Annotated in this window: 21 protein-coding genes; 16 read left to right on the top strand and 5 right to left on the bottom strand. The window is 66.9% G+C overall.

Annotated features, from left to right (window positions below; translation table 11 throughout):
* Nucleotides 1-7: 7 nt before the first annotated feature.
* Both GOC52_RS17750 and GOC52_RS17745 read left to right on the top strand, forming a co-directional pair.
* Complete coding sequence (locus tag GOC52_RS17750) at nucleotides 8-1,135, top strand: NAD(P)-dependent alcohol dehydrogenase (RefSeq protein ID WP_043401040.1); 1,128 nt, start codon at nucleotides 8-10, stop codon at nucleotides 1,133-1,135.
* 417 nt (nucleotides 1,136-1,552) lie between these two features.
* Nucleotides 1,553-2,650, top strand: coding sequence for a helix-turn-helix domain-containing protein (locus tag GOC52_RS17745; RefSeq protein WP_191850038.1), 1,098 nt, complete (start codon nucleotides 1,553-1,555; stop codon nucleotides 2,648-2,650).
* A gap of 35 nt (nucleotides 2,651-2,685) precedes the next feature.
* On the opposite strand, the gene GOC52_RS17740 is transcribed toward GOC52_RS17745, so the two are convergent.
* Entirely contained in the window at nucleotides 2,686-3,168 is a 483-nt protein-coding gene (locus tag GOC52_RS17740) for a YajQ family cyclic di-GMP-binding protein (RefSeq protein WP_010481366.1), read from the bottom strand.
* 90 nt (nucleotides 3,169-3,258) lie between these two features.
* On the opposite strand from GOC52_RS17740, the gene GOC52_RS17735 reads away from it, so the two are divergent.
* The 3 genes from GOC52_RS17735 (at nucleotide 3,259) to GOC52_RS17725 (ending at nucleotide 6,034) form a co-directional block, all read left to right on the top strand.
* A complete protein-coding gene (locus GOC52_RS17735; protein ID WP_010481368.1) occupies nucleotides 3,259-4,155 on the top strand; it encodes a DMT family transporter in 897 nt (298 codons plus the stop codon).
* 185 nt (nucleotides 4,156-4,340) lie between these two features.
* Nucleotides 4,341-5,348, top strand: a complete 1,008-nt coding sequence (locus tag GOC52_RS17730) for a methionine ABC transporter ATP-binding protein (RefSeq protein ID WP_010481369.1) — start codon at nucleotides 4,341-4,343, stop codon at nucleotides 5,346-5,348.
* Nucleotides 5,345-6,034, top strand: coding sequence for a methionine ABC transporter permease (locus GOC52_RS17725; RefSeq protein ID WP_010481370.1), 690 nt, complete (start codon nucleotides 5,345-5,347; stop codon nucleotides 6,032-6,034). The genes GOC52_RS17730 and GOC52_RS17725 overlap by 4 nt, the downstream gene beginning before the upstream one ends.
* An 86-nt stretch (nucleotides 6,035-6,120) precedes the next feature.
* On the opposite strand, the gene GOC52_RS17720 is transcribed toward GOC52_RS17725, so the two are convergent.
* Nucleotides 6,121-6,723 (bottom strand): lipocalin family protein, encoded by a 603-nt coding sequence (locus tag GOC52_RS17720; protein ID WP_010481371.1) that lies wholly within the window; start codon nucleotides 6,721-6,723, stop codon nucleotides 6,121-6,123.
* 127 nt (nucleotides 6,724-6,850) lie between these two features.
* Between GOC52_RS17720 and GOC52_RS17715 the strand changes: the two genes are divergently transcribed.
* Nucleotides 6,851-7,177: a hypothetical protein gene (locus GOC52_RS17715; protein WP_043401037.1), complete on the top strand. Its 327-nt coding sequence runs from the start codon at nucleotides 6,851-6,853 to the stop codon at nucleotides 7,175-7,177.
* Between the two features lie 69 nt (nucleotides 7,178-7,246).
* On the top strand, nucleotides 7,247-9,343 hold the full coding sequence (locus GOC52_RS17710) for a prolyl oligopeptidase family serine peptidase (protein ID WP_010481373.1): 2,097 nt from the start codon (nucleotides 7,247-7,249) through the stop codon (nucleotides 9,341-9,343).
* A 120-nt stretch (nucleotides 9,344-9,463) separates the two neighbouring features.
* Here GOC52_RS17710 and GOC52_RS17705 read toward each other — a convergent pair whose 3' ends face one another.
* Complete coding sequence (locus GOC52_RS17705; RefSeq protein ID WP_191850036.1) at nucleotides 9,464-10,648, bottom strand: pyridoxal phosphate-dependent aminotransferase; 1,185 nt, start codon at nucleotides 10,646-10,648, stop codon at nucleotides 9,464-9,466.
* 143 nt (nucleotides 10,649-10,791) lie between these two features.
* Between GOC52_RS17705 and GOC52_RS17700 the strand changes: the two genes are divergently transcribed.
* The 9 genes from GOC52_RS17700 to hslU all read left to right on the top strand — a co-directional run bounded on the left by GOC52_RS17700 (nucleotide 10,792) and on the right by hslU (nucleotide 18,495).
* The gene (locus GOC52_RS17700) at nucleotides 10,792-12,903 is read left to right on the top strand and encodes a S9 family peptidase (protein ID WP_191850034.1); all 2,112 of its coding nucleotides are present in this window, start codon (nucleotides 10,792-10,794) and stop codon (nucleotides 12,901-12,903) included.
* A 54-nt stretch (nucleotides 12,904-12,957) separates the two neighbouring features.
* Nucleotides 12,958-13,383 (top strand): YbaN family protein, encoded by a 426-nt coding sequence (locus tag GOC52_RS17695; protein ID WP_125437725.1) that lies wholly within the window; start codon nucleotides 12,958-12,960, stop codon nucleotides 13,381-13,383.
* Nucleotides 13,384-13,465: 82 nt separating this feature from the next.
* Nucleotides 13,466-13,738 carry an LPS translocon maturation chaperone LptM gene (gene lptM, locus GOC52_RS17690; RefSeq protein WP_019337667.1) on the top strand — a complete coding sequence of 91 codons (273 nt, stop codon included), beginning with the start codon at nucleotides 13,466-13,468 and terminating at the stop codon, nucleotides 13,736-13,738.
* Nucleotides 13,731-14,582 carry a diaminopimelate epimerase gene (dapF, locus tag GOC52_RS17685; RefSeq protein ID WP_043401027.1) on the top strand — a complete coding sequence of 284 codons (852 nt, stop codon included), beginning with the start codon at nucleotides 13,731-13,733 and terminating at the stop codon, nucleotides 14,580-14,582. Before lptM ends, dapF begins: the two co-directional genes overlap by 8 nt.
* Nucleotides 14,579-15,253 carry a DUF484 family protein gene (locus GOC52_RS17680; RefSeq protein ID WP_010481384.1) on the top strand — a complete coding sequence of 225 codons (675 nt, stop codon included), beginning with the start codon at nucleotides 14,579-14,581 and terminating at the stop codon, nucleotides 15,251-15,253. The genes dapF and GOC52_RS17680 overlap by 4 nt, the downstream gene beginning before the upstream one ends.
* Nucleotides 15,254-15,266: 13 nt before the next feature.
* Nucleotides 15,267-16,157, top strand: coding sequence for a tyrosine recombinase XerC (gene xerC, locus GOC52_RS17675; RefSeq protein ID WP_100446755.1), 891 nt, complete (start codon nucleotides 15,267-15,269; stop codon nucleotides 16,155-16,157).
* 77 nt (nucleotides 16,158-16,234) lie between these two features.
* Complete coding sequence (locus GOC52_RS17670; RefSeq protein ID WP_006393300.1) at nucleotides 16,235-16,435, top strand: DUF3079 domain-containing protein; 201 nt, start codon at nucleotides 16,235-16,237, stop codon at nucleotides 16,433-16,435.
* 74 nt (nucleotides 16,436-16,509) lie between these two features.
* Nucleotides 16,510-17,061 carry an ATP-dependent protease subunit HslV gene (gene hslV / locus GOC52_RS17665; RefSeq protein ID WP_005411093.1) on the top strand — a complete coding sequence of 184 codons (552 nt, stop codon included), beginning with the start codon at nucleotides 16,510-16,512 and terminating at the stop codon, nucleotides 17,059-17,061.
* A gap of 60 nt (nucleotides 17,062-17,121) precedes the next feature.
* Nucleotides 17,122-18,495, top strand: a complete 1,374-nt coding sequence (gene hslU, locus GOC52_RS17660) for an ATP-dependent protease ATPase subunit HslU (protein WP_010481393.1) — start codon at nucleotides 17,122-17,124, stop codon at nucleotides 18,493-18,495.
* A 54-nt stretch (nucleotides 18,496-18,549) separates the two neighbouring features.
* On the opposite strand, the gene GOC52_RS17655 is transcribed toward hslU, so the two are convergent.
* A complete protein-coding gene (locus GOC52_RS17655; protein WP_043401018.1) occupies nucleotides 18,550-19,542 on the bottom strand; it encodes a Gfo/Idh/MocA family protein in 993 nt (330 codons plus the stop codon).
* Nucleotides 19,543-19,587: 45 nt separating this feature from the next.
* Nucleotides 19,588-20,247, bottom strand: a complete 660-nt coding sequence (gene smeT, locus GOC52_RS17650) for an efflux transporter SmeDEF transcriptional repressor SmeT (RefSeq protein WP_191850032.1) — start codon at nucleotides 20,245-20,247, stop codon at nucleotides 19,588-19,590.
* Between the last annotated feature and the right edge of the window lie 31 nt (nucleotides 20,248-20,278).

Here is a 20,278-nt window from a genome sequence, read left to right as displayed (position 1 = left end):
CATCACGATGAACGACAAGACCACAACCCACGAGATCACCGCCGCCGTGGTCCGCGGCAAAGAACAGCCCTTCGTCATCGAGCAGGCCCGGCTGCGTGGCCCGCAGGACGACGAGGTATTGGTGAAGGTGGTGGCGACGGGCCTGTGCCATACCGACCTGATCGTGCGCGACCAGTACTACCCGGTGCCGCTGCCGGCAGTGCTCGGCCATGAGGGGGCTGGCATCGTTGAGGCGGTGGGCCCGAACGTGCGCGACCTCAAGGTGGGCGACCATGTGGTGCTGACCTATGGCGCCTGCGGTCACTGCAATCCCTGCCGGGGCGGCCACGGTGCCTACTGCAAGGACTTCTTTGCGCTGAACTTTGGTGGCGACGATGGCCACGGCCATACCGCGATCACCGATGCGCAGGGTCAGCCGCTGCACGACCATTTCTTCGCGCAGTCTTCGTTTGCCACCTTCGCCATCGCGCGCGAGATCAACGCGATCAAGGTACCCGACGATGCGCCGCTGGAACTGCTGGGCCCGCTGGGCTGCGGCATCCAGACCGGTGCCGGTGCGGTGCTCAATTCGCTGCAGGTGCGCTCGGGCAGCAGTTTCGCCAGCTACGGTGCCGGCGCGGTGGGCCTGAGTGCGGTGATGGCGGCGAAGGTGGCCGGTGCCACCACCATCATCGCCATCGACGTAGTGCCCTCGCGGCTGGAGCTGGCGCTGGAACTGGGCGCCACCCACGTGGTGAACAGCCGCGAGACCGACGTGATCGAGGCTGTACGCGCGATCACCGGCGGTGGTGCGGACTTCGCGCTGGAATCGACCGGTCGCCCCGAGGTGCTGTCGGCGGGTATCGAGGCGCTGGGCGGCTTGGGCATGATGGGCGTGGTCGGCGCACCGAAGCTGGGCACCACCGCCAGTTTCGATGTGAACAACCTGCTGCTCGGTGGTCGCAGCATCCGCGGCATCGTGGAAGGCGACAGCGTGCCGCAGGTGTTCATTCCGCAGCTGGTCACGCTGTTCCTGCAGGGCCGCTTCCCGTTCGACAAGCTGGTGAAGTTCTACCCGCTGGAACAGATCAACCAGGCGGCGGAGGACAGTACGAAGGGAATCACGCTCAAGCCGATCCTGCGCATCGCAGCGTAAGGGTGGGGAGGGTTTGCAGGGCTGCGCCCTGCACCCGCCGAAGCAACGTCCACGGCAACGGCAAAAGCGGGCATTCCGTGGGATGGCGGGGTGGGCCCGGTTGCGGGGGACGCCGTAAACCCCGCTCCGCGGTCCGGCCCAGCCGCTGGCGGCTGTGCGTTCGCGCGCTTGCGAAGCAGTGCTTCGCGAGCAAAGCGCCCTCACCCCTGGGGGCTTGGCAGCCGCATCCATGCGGCTGACACCCCCGCAACCGGACCCACCCCGCCTTCGACAGGTTCCCGCCGCTGTTGGTCGGCACGGGGTCGGATCCGTTTTCCAAAGGAAAACGCCTCTGACCCCGTGTTTGAACCGTTGGCGGAAACATTCCGTTGTCGGAACGTAACGTGGCGTTGCCGCCGACGGGTGTAGGCTGCGTCCATGATGGCCACGACAGTCGGGCAGCAACAACTGGTGGCGGCACGTGCCGCTTTCGCCGAGGGCGATGCGCGCGCATTGGGCGTGTTGCCGCTGCCGCTGCAGCAGTCATGGCTGCGTTCGCGCGCGGCGGGCCTGCTGCCCGGGCAGGAGCCGGACTACCGTCCGCTGCTGGGTGATGGCCGGCATCTTTCCGATCCCGGCGACCGTCGGCTCGCGCGCTGCGTGCGGCCGGAGCTGGAACAGCTGTGGGCCGCCTTTGGCGGGCGTGGCTGGACGATGTTCTGTGCCAACCGTGAGGGCATGGTGATCGCGCAGCAGGCCCATGGCCTGGAAGATGCACCGCTGCTGCGCCCGATCCAGGTCGGGCGGAGGCTGGGCGAGGGCGAGATCGGCACCACGGCACCGGCAGTCAGCCTGGCCGACGACCTGCCTGCGCTGGTACGGGGCAATGAACACTACCTGCAGCGGTTCGCCCCGGTGTTCTGCCTCAGCGAGCCACTGCACGATCTCAATGGGCAGGTATGCGGGGTGATCGATATCACCGGCCTGGGTGAGCGCGATCCCTCGTTGCTGCAGGGCTACTTCCGGCAGGCCGCGCTGGCCAGCGAGAACCGGTTGTTCCACGCGCTTGCCGACGTGCACCTGCTGGCGCTGCAGCATGATCCGCGCTGGCTGGCGTCGCCATTGCAGGGGCTGCTGGCGGTGCAGGAGGATGGCCAGCTGCGCGCGGCCAACCGTGTTGCGCGGCGCCTGCTGGGCCTGCCGCGTCGGGGGCCATTGCCGTTGTTGAACCTGGAAAGCGTGTTTGCCGGCGCCAGTGCCGCGCAGCGGCGGCGCCTGCTGCAACCCGGGGCGCCGCATCGGGTGCGGGTAGGCGAGGGCAGTGCGGTTTACCTGCAGCACCTGCAGGCGCCGCGCAAGGTCGCTGGCCGCAGCGCACAAAGCCCTCCAGCGGCGACGATGAATGCACCGCTGCTGCGTGATCAGCAGCGTGAAGCGGCGCGCCGTGCGGCGCAGGCGGCGGACGGCAATCTGAGCCTGGCCGCTCGCCAGCTGGGCATCTCGCGCACTACGCTGTACAAGCTGCTGCGCGGTTGACGTTGCAGTCCGCCGGGCCATGCCCGGCGGGCAGATCAATCGCGGAAATTGTTGAACTGCAGCGGCAGCTCGAACTTGCCTGCCTTGAGTACGGCAATGGCGTCCTGCAGGTCGTCGCGCTTCTTGCCCTGCACGCGCAGCTTGTCGCCGTTGATCTGGCTTTCGACCTTCAGCTTGGCTTCCTTCAGCGCGGCAGCGATCTTCTTGGCGATCTTCTGCTCGATGCCCTGCTTGACGGTGATCTTCTGCCGGGCCTGGGCCAGGTTGGTCTCGATGTCGCCGAACTCCAGGCTGAGCACATCGATGCCGCGCGCGGCCAGGCGTGCACGCAGGATGTCGTTCATCTGCTTGAGCTGGAACTCGGTCGGCGCAGTCTGGTTGATGACATCGCCATCGCGCTCGAACTTGGCGTCCACGCCCTTGAAGTCGAAGCGGGTGGCCAGTTCGCGGTTGGCCTGGTCGATGGCGTTGGTCAGCTCGTGGGTGTCGACTTCGGACACGACGTCGAAGGAAGGCATGGGCGGGCTCCGCGGAATTCAGTGGCTGCCATTCTATCGCGGCGCCCATGCCCGGCGCCCGGCGGGGCGCGCGGTCGGCGATAATGGGCCATGAACGTGCAACGCTCCCCTTCGCGCGCGGTGGCCTGGATGGTCGCGGCGGTCGCCTGTTTCTCGCTGATGGACGCTGGCATGAAGCAGCTGTCGGCCAGCTATCCCACGCTGGAAGTGACTTTCCTGCGTGGTGCGGCCTCGTTGCCGTTCGTGCTGGTGTGGGTGCTGGTCAGCGCCGGCCCGCGCTCGCTGATCCCGCGCCGCTGGGGCCTGCACCTGCTGCGTGGCGGGCTGGGCATGGCGATGATCGGCTGCTTCGTGTTCGCCCTGCGCGACCTGCCGCTGTCCACCGCCTACACCATCTATTTCGTCGCCCCGTTGTTGATCGCTGCACTCTCGGTGCCGCTGCTCGGTGAACGGGTCGGGCCGCGGCGCTGGGTTGCCATCGGCATCGGCCTGGTGGGCGTGCTGGTGGTGCTGCGGCCGGGCGTGGATGGCTTCATCTCGGTACCGGGGCTGATGGTGCTTGCTGCGGCCACCGCCTATGCCGTGGCAGCGATCACGGTCAGCCTGCTGACCCGCACCGATACCTCGCAGTCGATGGTGGTCTGGTTCCTGGTGATCATGGCCATCGGTGCCGGGCTGCTGTCCATTCCCGGTTGGGTGCCGCTGCAGCTGGCACATGCCCCGCTGATCGCCGGCATGGGACTGGCCGGGGCACTGGGCCAGATCGCCCTGACCAAGGCCTTCCAGCTGGGCGAGGCCTCGATGATCGCGCCGCTGGAGTACAGCGGGCTGGTCTGGGTGATTGGCTGGGACCTGGCCTTCTGGGGCCAGCTGCCTGATGGCTATACCTGGGTGGGCGCGGCGATCATCGTGGCTTCGGGGCTGTACCTGCTGCACCGCGAGCGGGTGAACCGGCAGGAGCCGCCGAAGCCGCTGGATCACCCCTGAGCCGGTTGGGCCAGGATCCGACCCCGGGGTCGGGTCCCCGCAGGGGCTCTAACCCCAGCCAATGCGTCGGCACGGGCGACTTAGAACCAAAAGGAATAACATTCTGGCCCATGGCGCGGGCGCGCGACCGCCTGCGCTGGTAGGCTGCACGCCCCCTTCCGTCACCCAGCCGGTGAGCCACGCCCGTGATCGAGTTCCAGCGCCTGCACAAATCCTATGCCGTTGCCGGCCGCGAAGTCAGCGCGCTGCAACCGCTGGACCTGACCATCGAGGCCGGTGAGGTCTTCGGCATCATCGGCCATTCCGGCGCCGGCAAGTCGACCCTGATCCGCATGATCAACCGCCTGGAAGAGCCCAGCGGTGGTCGCCTGCTGATCGGTGGCGAGGATGTCACCGCACTGGATGCGGACGGCCTGCGCGCACTGCGCCGGCGCATCGGCATGATCTTCCAGCACTTCAACCTGCTGTCCTCGCGCACGGTGGCCGGCAATGTCGCCTTCCCGCTGGAGCTGGCCGGCACACCGAAGGCGGAGATCGACGCGCGCGTGGCCGAGTTGCTGCAGACCGTGGGCCTGGAGGCGCACGCGCAGAAGTACCCGGCGCAGCTGTCCGGTGGCCAGAAGCAGCGCGTCGGCATCGCCCGCGCGCTGGCGACCCGCCCGCAGATCCTGCTGTGCGATGAGGCGACCAGTGCGCTCGACCCGCAGACCACGGCCTCGGTGCTGTCGCTGCTGTCGAAGATCAATCGCGAGCTGGGCCTGACCATCGTGCTGATCACCCACGAGATGGATGTGATCCGCCGTGTGTGCGACCGCGTGGCCGTGCTCGACGCCGGCCAGATGGTCGAGACCGGGCCGGTCACCCGCGTGTTCCTGCACCCGCAGCACCCGACCACGCGCCGTTTCGTCAGCGAATCGGAGCATGTGGACGAGGGCGCGCTGCACCGCGATTTCGACGTGGTCGGCGGCCGCATCGTGCGCCTGACCTTCCTCGGCGGCGACACCTACGAACCCCTGCTTGGCAGCGTCGCGCGCCAGACCGGGGTCGACTACAACATCCTGTCCGGCCGTATCGACCGGATCAAGGACACCCCGTATGGCCAGCTGGTGGTCGCCCTGGTGGGCGGCGACCAGTCCGCCGCGCAGGCCGCGTTCGTGGCCGCCGGCGTGCATGTTGAGGAGCTGCGTCGATGATCATCGCTACTGCCGGCGGCTTCTTCCGTCACCTGGATGCGGGCAAGTGGGCCGACATCGGCCAGGCCACCATCGACACCCTGCTGATGCTGCTCGGTTCGCTGCCGCTGACCTTGGCCATCGGCCTGCCCCTGGGCGTGCTGCTGTATCTGTTCGGCGCGCCGCAGATGAAGCGCCGGCCGTTCGCCTATGGCGTGCTGGCGCTGGTGGTGAACCTGCTGCGCTCGGTGCCTTTCATCATCCTGATGATCGTGCTGATTCCGGTCACGCTGTTCCTGATGGGGACGTCGCTGGGTGTACGCGGTGCGATCGTGCCGCTGGTGATCGGTGCTGCACCGTTCTATGCGCGCCTGGTCGAGACCGCGCTGCGTGAAGTCGACCGGGGCGTGATCGAGGCGACCCAGGCGATGGGTGCCACCACCTGGCAGCTGGTCACCCGCGTGCTGCTGCCCGAAGCGCGCCCCGGCCTGATTGCCGGTGCGACGGTCACCACGGTAGCGCTGATTGGTTTCACCGCGATGGGCGGTGCGATCGGCTCCGGTGGCCTTGGCGACCTGGCCTTCCGCGACGGCTACCAGCGCTCGCACACCGATGTGGCCCTGGTCACCGTGGTCCTGCTGCTGATCCTGGTGCAGCTGCTGCAGATGCTCGGCGACCGCCTGGTCGCGCATTACAGCCGCAAGTAATCGGTGCGTCCGCCGGGCATGGCCCGGCGCTACCAGAATGGCCGCGCGGCTACGGTAGCGCCGGGCCATGCCCGGCGAGCGCTCTCTCAACGCACGTTCGGCACTTCGTAGCCCAGCTTCCCGACCTGTTCCGGGTGCTGCGGTACGCGCTTGAGCTTGTCGGTGTTCACGCCGTACTCGTCGCGCAGGCGTTCGGCCAGCTCCTTGTACAGCGCCTTGTCCATGTCCGGCGTGCGCGAGAAGATCCAGGCCATCTCACGGCCGGGGTAGCCGATCAGCGCCCACGAGTAATCCGGCGCCACTTCCAGCACCCGCGAATGGGTCGGCACGACGCGGTAGAACCAGGTGCGCCAGCCGTGGTTGCCGCTGTCCGGGTCGACGCTGGCGCGGGCACGCACTTCCTGCAGCGGTTCGCCGAAGCCATCACGGTAGCGGTAGGTGATGCCGACCTTGTGCGCGTCGCGCAGCTCGTACTCGTTGACGCTGGCGACATGGCCACGTTCGATGAAGTTCGGCACGCGGCCGATCACATACCAGGTGCCCATGAAGCGCTTCAGGTCGATCGGTGCGTCCAGGGCAGCTGCACCAGAGGCACTGGTACGGGGCGACGGCGGCTCACTGGCGGCCACGGCGGGGCCGGCCAGGGAAAGGGCCAGCAGCGCGGCGCAGAGCGGGCGGATCGAAGTCATGCGGGAGCGGGCTCCAGTGGGCTTGCACGCGCATGGTCGACTGTGTGCACGCGATCCGTCAATGGTGTCGCAACCTGTGAGAAGGGCCTTGCCCAAACTGTGTTGCATTGTCCACCGGAGAAGCCCCATGTACGCACGTTCCGTTCGCCGCCCTGCAACTGAACGCGTCATCATTGAACGCGCCGATCCACGCCTGCTGCGCAGCGTGCAGCAGGTGGCGCTGGCCGGCCTGGCACTGGTGCTGGTTTGGCCAGCCGCGCGCGTCAGCAACGCCTGGCTGGGCTGGCTGCCGATGTGGCTGGTGGGCATGCCGCTGGTGGCCTGGTGGGCGTTGCTGCGCTTCCCGCTGCCTGGACTGTCGTGGCAGCGGCTGGCCCGGCGTACCGGTGGACAGGCCCGTCGCCGCACCGGCGGCACGACCCGTGGCCGGCGCAGCCCCGCGGCCACGGCCTGACCTTCGACACGGGGGAGACCGCGACATTCCGTGCTAGCGTTCCAAGGCTTATGACTGCCTGGAGCTGCAATGTCACGACTCGCTTCCGCCTGCCTGCTGGCCGGCATGATGACCGCTGCCTCGGTGGGGACCGCCGTGGCCGCTGAAGACACCGACCGTTACGCCTGGCTCGAAGACGTCACCGGCGACAAGCCGCTGACCTGGGTCAAGGAACAGAACGCCAAGTCCGAGGCGCGCCTGGCGCAGACCCCGGCCTTCAAGCAGATGGAGACCAGCATCCGCGAGGTGCTCGACTCCGATGCCAAGATTCCCGGCGTGCAGAAGATCGGCGACTACTACTACAACTTCTGGAAGGACCAGCAGCACGAGCGTGGCCTGTGGCGCCGCACCACCCTGGCCGAGTACCGCAAGGCCTCGCCGCAGTGGGAAACCGTGCTTGACCTGGATGCGTTGAACAAGGCCGAAGGCGAGAACTGGGTCTGGCACGGTGCTGACTGCCTGCGTCCGGACTACAGCCGCTGCCTGATCGCGCTGTCGCGCGGTGGCGCCGACGCCGATGTCACCCGCGAATTCGACCTGTCCAACAAGAGCTGGATCAAGGACGGCTTCTTCCGTCCGGAGTCGAAGGGCGGCCTCAGCTGGATCGATCGCGATACGGTGTTCGTCTACACCGACTTCGGTGCCGGTTCGATGACCACCTCCGGCTACCCGCGCGTGGCCAAGCTGTGGAAGCGCGGCACGCCGATGGCCTCGGCCACGGCCGTGTACGAAGGCAAGCCGGAAGACATGTACATCGCGGCGATGCACGATGACACCCCGGGCTTCGAGCGCAACCTGGTCAGCCGCACCCTGGCCTTCTACAACAACGAGATCTACCTGCGCGGCGACGACGGCACGCTGACCAAGATTGATGCGCCGAACTCGGCCGAGAAGGGCCTGCACAAGCAGTGGCTGACCCTGGAGCTGCGCGACCCGTGGACCGTGGGCGGCAAGACCTATGCCTCCGGTTCGCTGCTGGCCACCAAGCTGGATGACTTCCTGGCGGGCAAGCGCGACTTCGAGGTGCTGTTCACCCCGACCGCGACCACCTCGCTGGCCAGCGCCACCTGGACCAAGAGCCATCTGGTGCTGAACGTGCTGGATGACGTCAAGAACCGCCTGTCGGTGCTGACCCCGGGCGCCGATGGCTGGCAGACCAGCCGCTTCGTCGGCGCGCCGGCCTTCGGCACGCTGGGCGTGGCCGCGGTGGACAGCAACGACAGCGACGCGGTGTGGCTGACCGCCACCGACTACCTGACCCCGACCACGCTGGCACTGGCCGAGATCGGCCAGGCGCCGGAAACGCTGAAGACCATGCCGGCCTTCTTCGATGCCAAGGGCAAGGTGATCGAGCAGCACTTCGCTACCAGCAAGGACGGCACCCGCGTGCCGTACTTCGTGGTGCACGACAAGGCGATGAAGCTGGACGGCTCCAACCCGACCCTGCTGTACGGCTACGGTGGTTTCGAGATCTCGCTGACTCCGAACTACTCCGGTGGCATGGGCCGCGCCTGGCTGGAGAAGGGCGGCGTGTACGTGGTCGCCAACATCCGTGGTGGTGGCGAGTACGGCCCGCGCTGGCACCAGGCAGCGCTGAAGCAGAACCGTCACAAGGCCTATGAAGACATGGCCGCGGTGGCGCGCGATCTGGTCAAGCGCAAGATCACCAGCGCCAAGCACCTGGGCGTGCAGGGCGGCAGCAACGGTGGCCTGCTGACCGGCAACATGCTGACCCAGTACCCGGAACTGTTTGGTGCGGTGGTGGTGCAGGTGCCGCTGCTGGACATGAAGCGCTACAGCCATCTGCTGGCCGGCGCCTCGTGGATGGCCGAGTACGGCAACCCGGATACCAGCGACTGGGAGTTCATCAAGACCTTCTCGCCGTATCACCTGTTCAACGCGAAGAAGAACTACCCGCCGGTGCTGTTCACCACCTCCACCCGCGATGATCGCGTGCATCCGGGCCACGCCCGCAAGATGGCGGCGAAGATGATCGATGCCGGCAAGGACGTGACCTACTACGAGAACATCGAAGGCGGTCATGGCGGTGCGGCCAACAACGCGCAGGCCGCGCACATGTCGGCACTGGCCTACAGCTTCCTGTGGGAGCGGTTGGGCGGTAAATGATGAAATGAAAAACGCCGCCCTCGGGCGGCGTTTTTCGTTGGGCATTCGTTGAACGGTAGCGCCGGGCCATGCCCGGCGGCTCCTTTGCCGCGCTGCGCGCTCGCCGGGCATGGCCCGGCGCTACCGGAAATGTTTCAATCCACGCGCGATCCGCGCCACCGCCTCCTGCAATCGCGGCACTTCCTGCGTATAGGCCAGGCGCACATGCTGGTTGGCGCGATGGAAGCCGAAATCCAGCCCGGGGGTGAATGCCACGTGCTCGGTTTCCAGGAAGTGCGCGCAGAACGCCTGCGCGTCGTCGGTGAATGCGCTCACATCGGCGTACAGGTAGAACGCACCCTGCGGCTCGACTTCGATGCGGAAGCCCAGTTCGCGCAGTGCAGGCAGCAGGAAATCACGGCGTCGGCGGAACGCCTCGCGGCGCTGTTCGAAGATCGCCATCGATTCTTCGCTGAAGCAGGCGAGTGCGGCGTGCTGGGCGATGCTCGACGCGCTGATGTACAGGTTCTGTGCCAGCTTTTCCAGATCGGGCACGGCCGCCGGCGGTGCCACCAGCCAGCCCAGCCGCCAGCCGGTCATGCCGAAGTACTTGGAAAAACTGTTCAGCACGAACGCGCTGTCATCCACCTGCAGCACGCTGGGCGCATCCAGGCCGTAGGTCAGGCCGTGATAGATCTCGTCCACCACCAGGTGGCCGCCCCGCGCGTGCAGGGTCTGCGACAGGGCTGACAGTTCGTCGGCGGAAAGCACGGTGCCGGTCGGGTTGGCCGGCGAGGCGACCAGCGCGCCGACGCTGTCGGTATTCCAGTGCTGTTCCACCAGCGACGGGGTCAGCTGGTAGGCGGTGTCCGGCCCGACCGGCACCAGCTGCGCACCGCCTTCCACCAGGCGCAGGAAGTGGCGGTTGCACGGATAACCTGGGTCGGCCAGCAGCCAGTGGCGACCAGGATCGACCAGCAGGCTGCTGGCCAGCAGCAGCGCACCGGAGCCGCCGGGGGTGACCAGGATGCGTTCGGGATCGATGTCCAGCCCGTAGTGGCTGCGATAGAAACCACTGATGGCCTGGCGCAGGGCCGGCAGGCCACGTGCGGCGGTGTAGCGGGTATGGCCGGCGGCCAATGCGGCCTGGCCGGCACGCACGACCGGTTCGGCCGTGGTGAAGTCCGGTTCGCCGATTTCCAGGTGGATCACATCGTGGCCGGCCTGTTCCAGCGCCTGTGCGCGGGCCAGCAGCGACATCACGTGGAACGGAGCGATTTCATGGCTGCGCCGGCTGTAGCCCGGCGTGTGGGGCAGGGTACTCATCTGCCCATGGTACGCCGGTCGGCATGACCCATGACGATCCGCAGGGTTGCCGCATTGCAGGGATTGGGGTCAGATCCCTTTTCGGGAAAAGGGATCTGACCCCGCCGAAGACCATTGCATTGATGCGCCTGGAGCCTTATCTCATGAAATCCACTCTCTGCCTGTTGCTTGCGAGCCTGATGACCACGACCGCTACCGCCGCCACGCCGCCCGTTCCGCCGGATGCCGCCAAGCACCCGCATGTGGTCAAGGCGCCGTTCGGCGCGACCCGCAACGATGACTATTACTGGCTGCGCGACGACAAGCGCGAGAACAAGGACATGCTGGCCTACCTGCAGGCCGAGAATGCCTACGCTGACCAGCTGCTGGCACCGCTGAAGCCGCTGGAAGACACCCTGTACAAGGAGATCGTCGGCCGCATCAAGCAGGACGATTCCAGCGTGCCGGCGCGCGAGCGCGGCTACTGGTACTACAGCCGTTTCGAGACCGGCCAGGACTACCCCATCCACGCGCGCCGCAAGGGCAGCATGGACGCGGCCGAAGAGATCCTGCTGGACGTCAACATGATGGCCGCTGGCAAGGGCTACTTCAGCGTCGGCTCGATGGAGGTCAGCCAGGACAACCAGCTGCTGGCCTGGGCCGATGATGATGTGGGCCGCCGCCAGTACACGATCCGCTTCAAGGACCTGGCCACCGGCAAGGTGTTGCCCGATGTGATCACCGGCAGCTCCGGCGACCTGGTCTGGGCCGACGACAACCGCACCGTGCTGTATGTCGAGAACGATCCGGAAACACTGCTGACCGTGCGCGTGAAGAAGCACGTGCTGGGTACCCCGGCCAGCGCCGACACCGTCGTCTACGAAGAGAAGGACGACAGCTTCTACATGGGCATCGGCCGCACCCGCGACGATCGCTTCATCACCATCGGCGTGCACAGCACCGTGTCCTCGGAAGAGCGCTATGCACCCGCCAGCGACCCGACCACCTTCACCGTACTGGCCCCGCGCCAGCGCGATGTCGAGTACGACGCCGATCACTACGACGGCCGCTGGGTGATCCGTACCAACGATGGTGCGAAGAACTTCAAGCTGGTCACCGCACCGACCGATGCGACCTCGCGCGCGCAGTGGAAGGACTGGATCACGCATGACGATGCGGTGTTCATCGAAGGCTTCGAACTGTTCGATGGCTACACCGCCATCGCCGAGCGTTCGCAGGGCATGGAACGCATCCGCCTGCTGTTCGAGGACGGTCGCAGCGACTACGTGAAGGCCGACGAGCCGGCGTACTCGATGGGCCTGGGCGACAACACCGAGGCCGATACGCCGTGGCTGCGTTACATCTACACCTCGATGACCACCCCGACCACGGTGTTCGAACTGAACACCGCCACCGGCGAGCGCCGCCAGCTGAAGGTGCAGCCGGTGATCGGCTATGACGCCTCGAAGTACGAAACCGATCGCGTCTGGATCACCGCGCGCGATGGCGTGAAGGTGCCGGTGTCGCTGGTCTACCGCAAGGGCTACCAGAAGGATGGCAAGGGCGCGCTGTTCCAGTACGCCTATGGCAGCTACGGCATGTCGATGGACCCGTACTTCAACCAGACCGCGGTGAGCCTGCTCGACCGCGGCGTGGTGTATGCCATCGCCCACATCCGCGGTGGCCAGGAAATGGGCCGCGACTGGTACGAGAACGGCAAGCTGCTGCACAAGCAGAACACCTTCAACGACTTCATCGACGTCACCCGAGGGCTGGTGGCACAGGGCTGGGCGGCGAAGGATCGCGTCGCCGCATCCGGCGGCAGTGCCGGTGGCCTGCTGATGGGCGCGGTGGCCAACCAGGCCCCGCAGGATTACCGGGTGATGGTGGCGCAGGTGCCGTTCGTCGATGTGGTCACCACCATGCTCGACCCGACCATTCCGCTGACCACCAACGAGTACGACGAGTGGGGCAACCCGGAACAGAAGCCGTACTACGACTACATGCTGTCCTACTCGCCCTATGACAACGTGAAGAAGCAGGCCTATCCGGCGCTGTTCGTGGGCACCGGCCTGTGGGATTCGCAGGTGCAGTACTGGGAACCGGCCAAGTGGGTAGCCAAGCTGCGTGACGACAACACCGGCCCCTACCCGATCCTGTTCCGCACCAACATGGAAGCCGGCCACGGCGGCAAGTCGGGGCGCTTCCAGCGTTACCGCGAGCTGTCCGAGTCGTATGCGTTCGTGCTGCAGCAGCTGGGCATCGCCCAGCCGTGATGGCGACAGGGTGCCGGGCACTGCCTGGCACCCTGAACCGGTATCCTTGCGGCCATGAGCGCGCCAGATCCTTCCGCCCCTCGCGACGCCACCGCGCCACCGCGCGTGGTGCGTTTCCGCTGGGCGTGGTGGCTGCTGGCGTACGTCAGCCTCGGTACCGGCATCGTCGGGATCTTCGTGCCGGGCCTGCCGACCACCGTATTCATCCTGATCTCGGCGTGGGCCGCCTCGCGCGGCTCCGAGCGCCTGCACAGCTGGCTGCTGCAGCATCCACGCTTTGGCCCGGCCATCGCCAACTGGCAGGCGCATGGTGCAGTCAGCCGCTACGGCAAGTGGATGGCCACGATCACCATGGCGGTATGCGCCGGCATCATGCTGTGGTGCGTGCCGATCGCCTGGGTGAAGTGGTTCTCGATCGGCAGCATGACCGTGGTGGCGATCTGGCTGTGGACCCGGCCGCTGCCGCCGCCCGCGGATTGAACCCCTGCGGTGGTGCCGGCCGCTGGCCGGCAACCCGATCCCCTGCACCAACCGCTCAGCCGCCAGTGGCTATACTCGGGGCATGAAGACCCCCCATCGAAACGCCATCCTGATTCCGCTGGCAGCGGCTTCGCTGCTGTTCCTCGCCGCCTGCGGCAACAAGGGCCCGCTGGTACTGCCGCAGAAGCCGGTGCCGGTGGAAGAAACCGTCGAACCGGTTGCCGAGCCCGCGACCGAAGCGACCCCGACCGAGACCCAGGGCAGCGGCACGCCGGCCACGACCGTGGACCCGGCTGCACCGACCACCCAACCGGCGCCTGCGCCTGCGAAGAAGGTGGGCGGCGGGAATGAGTAAGGCCGGTTCCAAGGCGCTGCGCTTCAGCAAGATGCATGGCGCGGGCAATGATTTCGTAGTGATCGACCTGCGTGACGGCACTGCGCCGCCCACGCCTGAACTGGCCGCGCGCCTGGCCGACCGCCACACCGGCGTCGGCTGCGATCAGATCCTGACCATCGAAGCACCGCGCGCGGAAGGCTCGGTGGCGTCCTACCGCATCTGGAATGCCGACGGTTCCAACTCCGAGCAGTGCGGCAACGGCGCGCGCTGCATCGCGGCCTGGCTGGTGCGCGAGGGCAGTGCGCAGGGCGGTGCATTCGTCATCGACAGCCCGTTGGCCAGCCACGAAGTGAAGATGCTGGGCGAGGGCCAGTTCGCGGTGACCATGGGGGTGCCCGCGTTCGAGCCGGCCAACGTGCCGCTGATGGGCTTCGCCCACGCGCGCGAGGAATACCTGCTGCCGCTGCAGGGCGAGAGCGTCCGCTTTGCTGCGGTATCGATGGGCAATCCGCATGCGGTGATTGAAGTGGGCCTGATCGATGCCGCACCGGTCGAGCGCGTCGGTTCGCTGCTGCAGCAGCATGCGTCGTTCCCGCGCTCGGTGAACGTGGGCTTCGTACAGGTGATGGGCCCGGCGCATGCACGTCTGCGTGTGAATGAGCGCGGCGTCGGTGAAACCCTGGCCTGTGGCAGCGGTGCCTGTGCCGCTGCGGTGACCCTGATGCAGCGTGGCCGCCTGCAGCGTGACGCGCGCATCAGCCTGCCCGGTGGTGACCTGCGCATCCAGTGGCCAGGCGATGGCCAGCCGGTGGTGATGGCCGGCCCGACCGCATTCGTCTTCGAAGGGGAGTGGATCGCATGACCGAAACCGTCGACAAGCTCGGGGCCCACGAAGTCGCTGCCTGGTTGCGGCGTCATCCGGGCTTCCTCAAGCAGTTCCCGGACCTGGCCCTGACCCTGGTGGTGCCGCGTGATGACGGTCCGACCGCGTCGCTGGCCAGCTACCAGCTGGAAGTGCTGCGCGAGAAGAACCGCGAGCTGGCACGACGGTTGGCCGATCTGGGCGCAACCGCCCAGATCAATGAACGCCTGGCGGTGCGCACGCATCAGCTGACCCTGGCGCTGATGAAGCAGGACAACGCCGCCGATACCCTGCGTGCTATGGCTGCCTCGCTGCAGGAAGATTTCGCCGGCGACCTGGTACGGCTGGTGGTGCACAGGCCGGTGGCCGGGCTGGAGCAGGCCGACTGGCTGCAGGTGATCGCCGCCGATGATCCGCAGCTGGGCCCGTTCCGCGACTGCCTGAAGGATGGCGAGCCGATCTGCGGCCGCCTGCAGCCGGAAAAGAATGCCGTGCTGTATGGCGTGCGCAGCGAGGAAGTGCAGACCACCGCACTGCTGCCGCTACCGGGCGTGGGCCTGATTGCGGTCGGAAGCCACGACCCGAACCGCTTCTATCCGGGCATGGGCACGCTGTTCCTGCGCATGATGGGCGATGCGCTGGTCACCGGCCTGAAGCGCTTCCCGGGCTGAGCAGGACACGACGATGAGCGCGGTACAGGCCTTCCTGCAGCACCTGCAGGTGGAACGGCGGATGTCGGCGCATACGCTTGATGCCTACCGCCGCGACCTGGATGCGCTGTCGGTCTGGGCCGAGCCACGTGGTGTAGCGGTGGAGGCGCTTGATGCTGACGCGGTGCGCCAGTTCGTCGCCGACGAGCATCGCCGCGGCCTGTCGGCCAAGAGCCTGCAGCGCCGCTTGTCGGCCTGCCGCAGCTTCTATGCCTGGCTGCTCAAGCACGGGCGCATCGAGGTCAGTCCGGCGGCGACGCTGAAGGCGCCGCGTGCGCCGCGCCGGTTGCCGCAGGTGCTTGACGCCGACGAAGCCGTGCAGCTGGTCGAGCTGGAACCGGAAGGCGAGCTGGGCCGCCGTGATCGCGCGCTGCTGGAACTGTTCTATTCCTCCGGCCTGCGCCTGAGCGAAGTCTGCGCGCTGACCTGGCGCGATCTGGATTTCGACAGCGGCCTGGTCAGCGTGCTGGGCAAGGGCAATCGCCAGCGCCGCGTGCCGTTCGGCAGGCCAGCGCGCGAAGCACTGCAGGCGTGGCGCACGGAAAGTGGCGGTGGACCGGCCTCGCCGGTATTTCCCGGCCGCAACGGGCCGATCAGCCAACGCGCGGTGCAGATCCGCATCCGCCAGCTGGCGCAGCGCCAGGGCCTGTTCAAGCACGTGCACCCGCACATGCTGCGGCACAGTTTCGCCAGCCATATCCTGGAATCATCCGGCGATCTGCGTGGCGTGCAGGAGCTGCTTGGTCATGCCGACATCGCCACCACCCAGATCTACACCCACCTCGATTTCCAGCACCTGGCCAAGGTCTACGACGCCGCGCATCCACGCGCGAAGCGCCGCAACAAGGGCGACACGGCTGAATAGCCCGCCCTTGATCTGGATCAGGGCAGGGCGGGCGCTACCGGCGCATCGTGGCCGCAGGCCACGAGGAACCCGCCACCATGGCGAAGCCCATTCCGCTGCATCCGAAGCATCCCGAGCGCATCTGCTGGGGCTGCGACCGCTACTGCGCAGCTGACGCACTGGCCTGCGGCAATGGCTCCGGTCGCACCCAGCATCCGATCGAGACGCAGGGCGAAGACTGGTATATCGCCTGGGGCATCGAGCCCAATCCGGATCGGCCATCGCAAGCCAAGCGCTGAACGGCAGCCATCCGCACAGGCTTGATCGCACCCGGCGCTGTCCCCATGTCCCGGGAACAGCTATCGGAGGCCGCATGGACCCCAGTCAGAATCCCAACGTTTTCCACGCCACCACCATCGTCTGCGTCCGTCGCGGCGAGCACGTGGCCATTGCCGGCGACGGCCAGGTCACGCTGGGCCACACCGTGATGAAGGGCAACGCGCGCAAGGTGCGCCGCCTCGGTCGTGATGGCCAGGTGCTGGCCGGCTTCGCCGGTGCCGCCGCCGATGCCTTCACCCTGTTCGAGCTGTTCGAGGCCAAGCTGGAAAAGCACGGCCAGCTGCAGCGCGCTGCGGTCGAACTGGCCAAGGATTGGCGCACCGAGCGCCGCCTGGGCAAGCTCGAGGCCCTGCTGGCAGTGGCCGACAAGGAAACCTCGCTGATCATCAGCGGCACCGGCGATGTGATCGAACCGGAGGACGGCATCATCGCCATCGGTTCCGGTGGTTCCTATGCACTGTCGGCCGCACGCGCGCTGATGGCGCACACCGAACTGGATGCGCGCACCATCGCCAGCGAAGCCATTGGCATTGCCGGCGACATCTGCATCTACACCAACCGCAACGTGGTGGTCGAGGAGCTGTAAGGCCTCCCGATCCGCCGGGCATGGCCCGGCGCTACCGACAACGAATCCGTGAGCACATCCATGTCGAAGATCGAAGTTTCCTCCGCCACCATGACCCCGCGCGAGATCGTGCAGGAACTGGACCGGCACATCGTGGGCCAGCACGACGCCAAGCGCGCCGTGGCCATCGCCCTGCGCAACCGCTGGCGCCGCATGCAGCTGGTCCCTGAGCTGCGCAATGAAGTGATGCCGAAGAACATACTGATGATCGGCCCCACCGGCGTCGGCAAGACCGAGATCGCGCGCCGCCTGGCCACCTTGGCCAACGCGCCGTTCGTAAAGGTCGAAGCGACCCGCTTCACCGAAGTCGGCTACGTCGGCAAGGATGTCGAGCAGATCATCCGTGACCTGGCCGATACGGCCGTGAAGCTGTACCGCGAACAGGCCAAGGTGCGCGTGCGTACCCAGGCCGAAGAACGCGCAGAGGACCGCATCCTCGATGCGCTGCTGCCGCGCCGCAGCGGTGGCATCGGCTTCGATCCGGAAGTCGCCCGCAACGAACCGTCGGCGCAGGACAACGAGACCCGCATCAAGTTCCGCAAGATGCTTCGCAACGGTGAGCTGGACGAGCGCGAGATCGAGCTCGACCTGGCCGCCAATGTCAGCATGGACATCATGACCCCACCGGGCATGGAGGAAATGGGCCAGCAGCTGAAGTCGATGTTCGCCAACCTCGGCGGCGGCGCCAAGGCGCATAAGCGCACGCTGACCATCAAGGCCGCCCGTCCGCTGCTGGTGGAAGAAGAGGCCGGCAAGCTGGTCAACGAAGACGATATCCGCACGGCGGCGATCGAGGCCTGTGAGCAGCACGGCATCGTCTTCATCGACGAGATCGACAAGGTCGCCAAGCGTGGTGACAACGTGGGCGGTGGCGACGTGTCCCGCGAAGGCGTGCAGCGCGACCTGCTGCCGCTGGTGGAAGGCTCCAACGTGTCCACCAAGTACGGCACCATCAAAACCGACCACATCCTGTTCATCGCCTCCGGTGCGTTCCACCTGGCCAAGCCCAGCGATCTGATTCCGGAGCTGCAGGGTCGCTTCCCGATCCGCGTTGAACTGGGGGCGCTGAGCAAGAACGATTTCGTGCGCATCCTGACCGAGCCGAAGGCCGCGCTGACCAAGCAGTACGAAGCGCTGCTGGCCACCGAGGGCGTCAAGGTCAGCTTCACTGCCGACGCCATTGATCGTCTGGCCGAGATCGCCTTCCAGGTGAACGAGCGCCAGGAGAACATCGGTGCCCGCCGCCTGCATACCGTGCTGGAGCGCCTGCTGGATTCGCTCAGCTACGAGGCACCGGACCGCGACGGCGAAACCCTGGCCATCGACCGTGCTTATGTCGATGCACACCTGGGCGAGCTGGTGCAGGATCCGGACCTGAGCCGCTACATCCTGTAATGCCCGGCTCTGCAAAGCTATGGGGCCGCCGAAAGGCGGCCTTTTTGTTGGCGGTCAGTGCGGGTGCCGGGCGCGGTAGGCCTGCAGTACCTGGTCGATCACCGCACTGGTGCGCGCAGCGCTGATGCCGGTCGACGGTGAACAGCCGTTGCCACGCAGTTCGTCCACGAGGGAGGCGATCAACGGCTGCTGGACCGCTGGCGGGTTCGGGATATCGAACGCCTGCACGCCCGCCTCGGTCTCCAGAACCACCGGAACGTCCTCGAAGGTGGCAAAGCGCAGCTGCCCGCGGTCGCCGGTGATCTCGATCTCATCCTGGCGGCGGAAGGCGCAGAAACTCCATTGCGCGATGCCATGCGCGCCCATTCCGGTGCGGAAGCACATCGAGACGCTGTCCTCGGCGGCGTAGGCGCCGGTCAACGAACTGGCCAGGCCACGCACATCGCTCAGCGGCCCCAGGAGATGGTCGAGCAGGTCCAGGGTATGCGAGCCCAGATCGACGAACAGCCCGCCGCCGGCGATCGCCGGATGGGTCCGCCAGAAGTCCGGCGAGGCGGCATTCGCCGAATGCGGCCGATGCAGGGTGGCGCGCACGCTGCGCGGCGTACCGATCGCGCCGCTGTCCAGCAGCTGTTTCACCTGTGCGAAGCGGGGCAGGGCGCGGCGGTAATAGGCCACGAACACCGGCACGCCGCGGCGTGCGCTGGCCTCCAGTACGCGTTCGCATTCGGCGTGATCCATGGCCATCGGCTTTTCGATGTAGACCGGCTTGCCCGCGGCGATCGCCTGCAGCGCGTACTGCATGTGCGTCGAGGGAGGCGTTGCGACGTACACCGCGTTCACTTCCGGATCGGCGATGAGCGCATCAGCGTCCGCGTACCAACGGGGAATGGCATGGCGCCTCGCGTAATCCTCGGCCAACGCCGCATTGCGGCGCATGACCGCTGCAACCCGTGATCCGGGTGTGCTGGCCAGGGCCGGGCCGCTCTTCTTCTCGGTGACACTGCCGCAGCCGATGAAGCCCCACACCACATTGTCCAGGATCATGGGTCTGTCCTCAGATGGGTACGGCGGTGGTGGCAGCAGCGCCGCTCACGCGTCCGGCAACGGCTCGGGCACCGTTCCGGGCACGAACACGCCATCCTTCACGTAGGCGGCCAGGGTCATGTCCAGCGCGAGCATGCCGTCGCGCCTGAGGTCCATCAGTTCCGGTTCGACCATCGCGCCGTGCAGCACGCCCAGGACGGTGGCGTGCAGCATGCGCGCGGCGATCTTCGGGTCCGCTCCTTCGCGCAGCTGGCCCAGGTCCCGGGCCCGGCGAAGCGCACGCTCCATCCGGTCCAGGGCATCGCGGAATCCGGCCTGCTGCATTTCGGTCAGCACCTTGGTGTCGGCCGAGGCATCGCTGCGCAGCATGATCTCCATGGTCTTGCGCAGGCGCTCGTCCTCGGACAGCTCGATGAACGAGTGGATCATCACCGCGCGCAGGTCGTGTACCGGCGTGTCGCGCTGCTCGGTGGAGGTGCGTTCCAGTTCCTGCATGAAGGGCAGGTGCACCCGTTCAACGATCGCGGCCAGCACCTCGCTCTTGTTCTTGAAGTGCCAGTAGACCGCGCCACGGGTATAGCCGGCGCGGGCGCCGATCATCTCCAGCGTGGTACGGGCCACGCCGTGTTCATGGAAACAGGCTTCGGCGGCGTCAAGGATGCCTTCCCGGGTTGCCTGGGTGTCCTCTTTGGTCTTGCGGGCCATGGATGGGTACGAGTGCGGGTGAAACGTGGCT

This window comes from Stenotrophomonas sp. SXG-1 (assembly GCF_014083965.1).
GTDB classification, from domain to species: domain Bacteria; phylum Pseudomonadota; class Gammaproteobacteria; order Xanthomonadales; family Xanthomonadaceae; genus Stenotrophomonas; species Stenotrophomonas geniculata.
Note: the sequence above shows the minus strand (reverse complement) of the source record. Positions and strands in the feature narration are given on the sequence as shown.

Bases quoted from the DNA above. Each gene is read 5' to 3' on its own strand.
- GOC52_RS17750 (WP_043401040.1), top strand. From the start codon at position 8: ATGAACGACAAGACCACAACCCACGAGATCACCGCCGCCGTGGTCCGC.
- GOC52_RS17735 (WP_010481368.1), top strand. From the start codon at position 3,259: ATGAACGTGCAACGCTCCCCTTCGCGCGCGGTGGCCTGGATGGTCGCG.
- GOC52_RS17745 (WP_191850038.1), top strand. From the start codon at position 1,553: ATGATGGCCACGACAGTCGGGCAGCAACAACTGGTGGCGGCACGTGCC.
- lptM (WP_019337667.1), top strand. From the start codon at position 13,466: ATGAAGACCCCCCATCGAAACGCCATCCTGATTCCGCTGGCAGCGGCT.
- GOC52_RS17725 (WP_010481370.1), top strand. From the start codon at position 5,345: ATGATCATCGCTACTGCCGGCGGCTTCTTCCGTCACCTGGATGCGGGC.
- GOC52_RS17715 (WP_043401037.1), top strand. From the start codon at position 6,851: ATGTACGCACGTTCCGTTCGCCGCCCTGCAACTGAACGCGTCATCATT.
- hslV (WP_005411093.1), top strand. From the start codon at position 16,510: ATGGACCCCAGTCAGAATCCCAACGTTTTCCACGCCACCACCATCGTC.
- GOC52_RS17720 (WP_010481371.1), bottom strand. From the start codon at position 6,723: ATGACTTCGATCCGCCCGCTCTGCGCCGCGCTGCTGGCCCTTTCCCTG.
- GOC52_RS17710 (WP_010481373.1), top strand. From the start codon at position 7,247: ATGTCACGACTCGCTTCCGCCTGCCTGCTGGCCGGCATGATGACCGCT.
- GOC52_RS17700 (WP_191850034.1), top strand. From the start codon at position 10,792: ATGAAATCCACTCTCTGCCTGTTGCTTGCGAGCCTGATGACCACGACC.
- GOC52_RS17655 (WP_043401018.1), bottom strand. From the start codon at position 19,542: ATGATCCTGGACAATGTGGTGTGGGGCTTCATCGGCTGCGGCAGTGTC.
- GOC52_RS17670 (WP_006393300.1), top strand. From the start codon at position 16,235: ATGGCGAAGCCCATTCCGCTGCATCCGAAGCATCCCGAGCGCATCTGC.
- smeT (WP_191850032.1), bottom strand. From the start codon at position 20,247: ATGGCCCGCAAGACCAAAGAGGACACCCAGGCAACCCGGGAAGGCATC.
- xerC (WP_100446755.1), top strand. From the start codon at position 15,267: ATGAGCGCGGTACAGGCCTTCCTGCAGCACCTGCAGGTGGAACGGCGG.
- GOC52_RS17705 (WP_191850036.1), bottom strand. From the start codon at position 10,648: ATGAGTACCCTGCCCCACACGCCGGGCTACAGCCGGCGCAGCCATGAA.
- GOC52_RS17740 (WP_010481366.1), bottom strand. From the start codon at position 3,168: ATGCCTTCCTTCGACGTCGTGTCCGAAGTCGACACCCACGAGCTGACC.
- hslU (WP_010481393.1), top strand. From the start codon at position 17,122: ATGTCGAAGATCGAAGTTTCCTCCGCCACCATGACCCCGCGCGAGATC.
- dapF (WP_043401027.1), top strand. From the start codon at position 13,731: ATGAGTAAGGCCGGTTCCAAGGCGCTGCGCTTCAGCAAGATGCATGGC.
- GOC52_RS17695 (WP_125437725.1), top strand. From the start codon at position 12,958: ATGAGCGCGCCAGATCCTTCCGCCCCTCGCGACGCCACCGCGCCACCG.
- GOC52_RS17680 (WP_010481384.1), top strand. From the start codon at position 14,579: ATGACCGAAACCGTCGACAAGCTCGGGGCCCACGAAGTCGCTGCCTGG.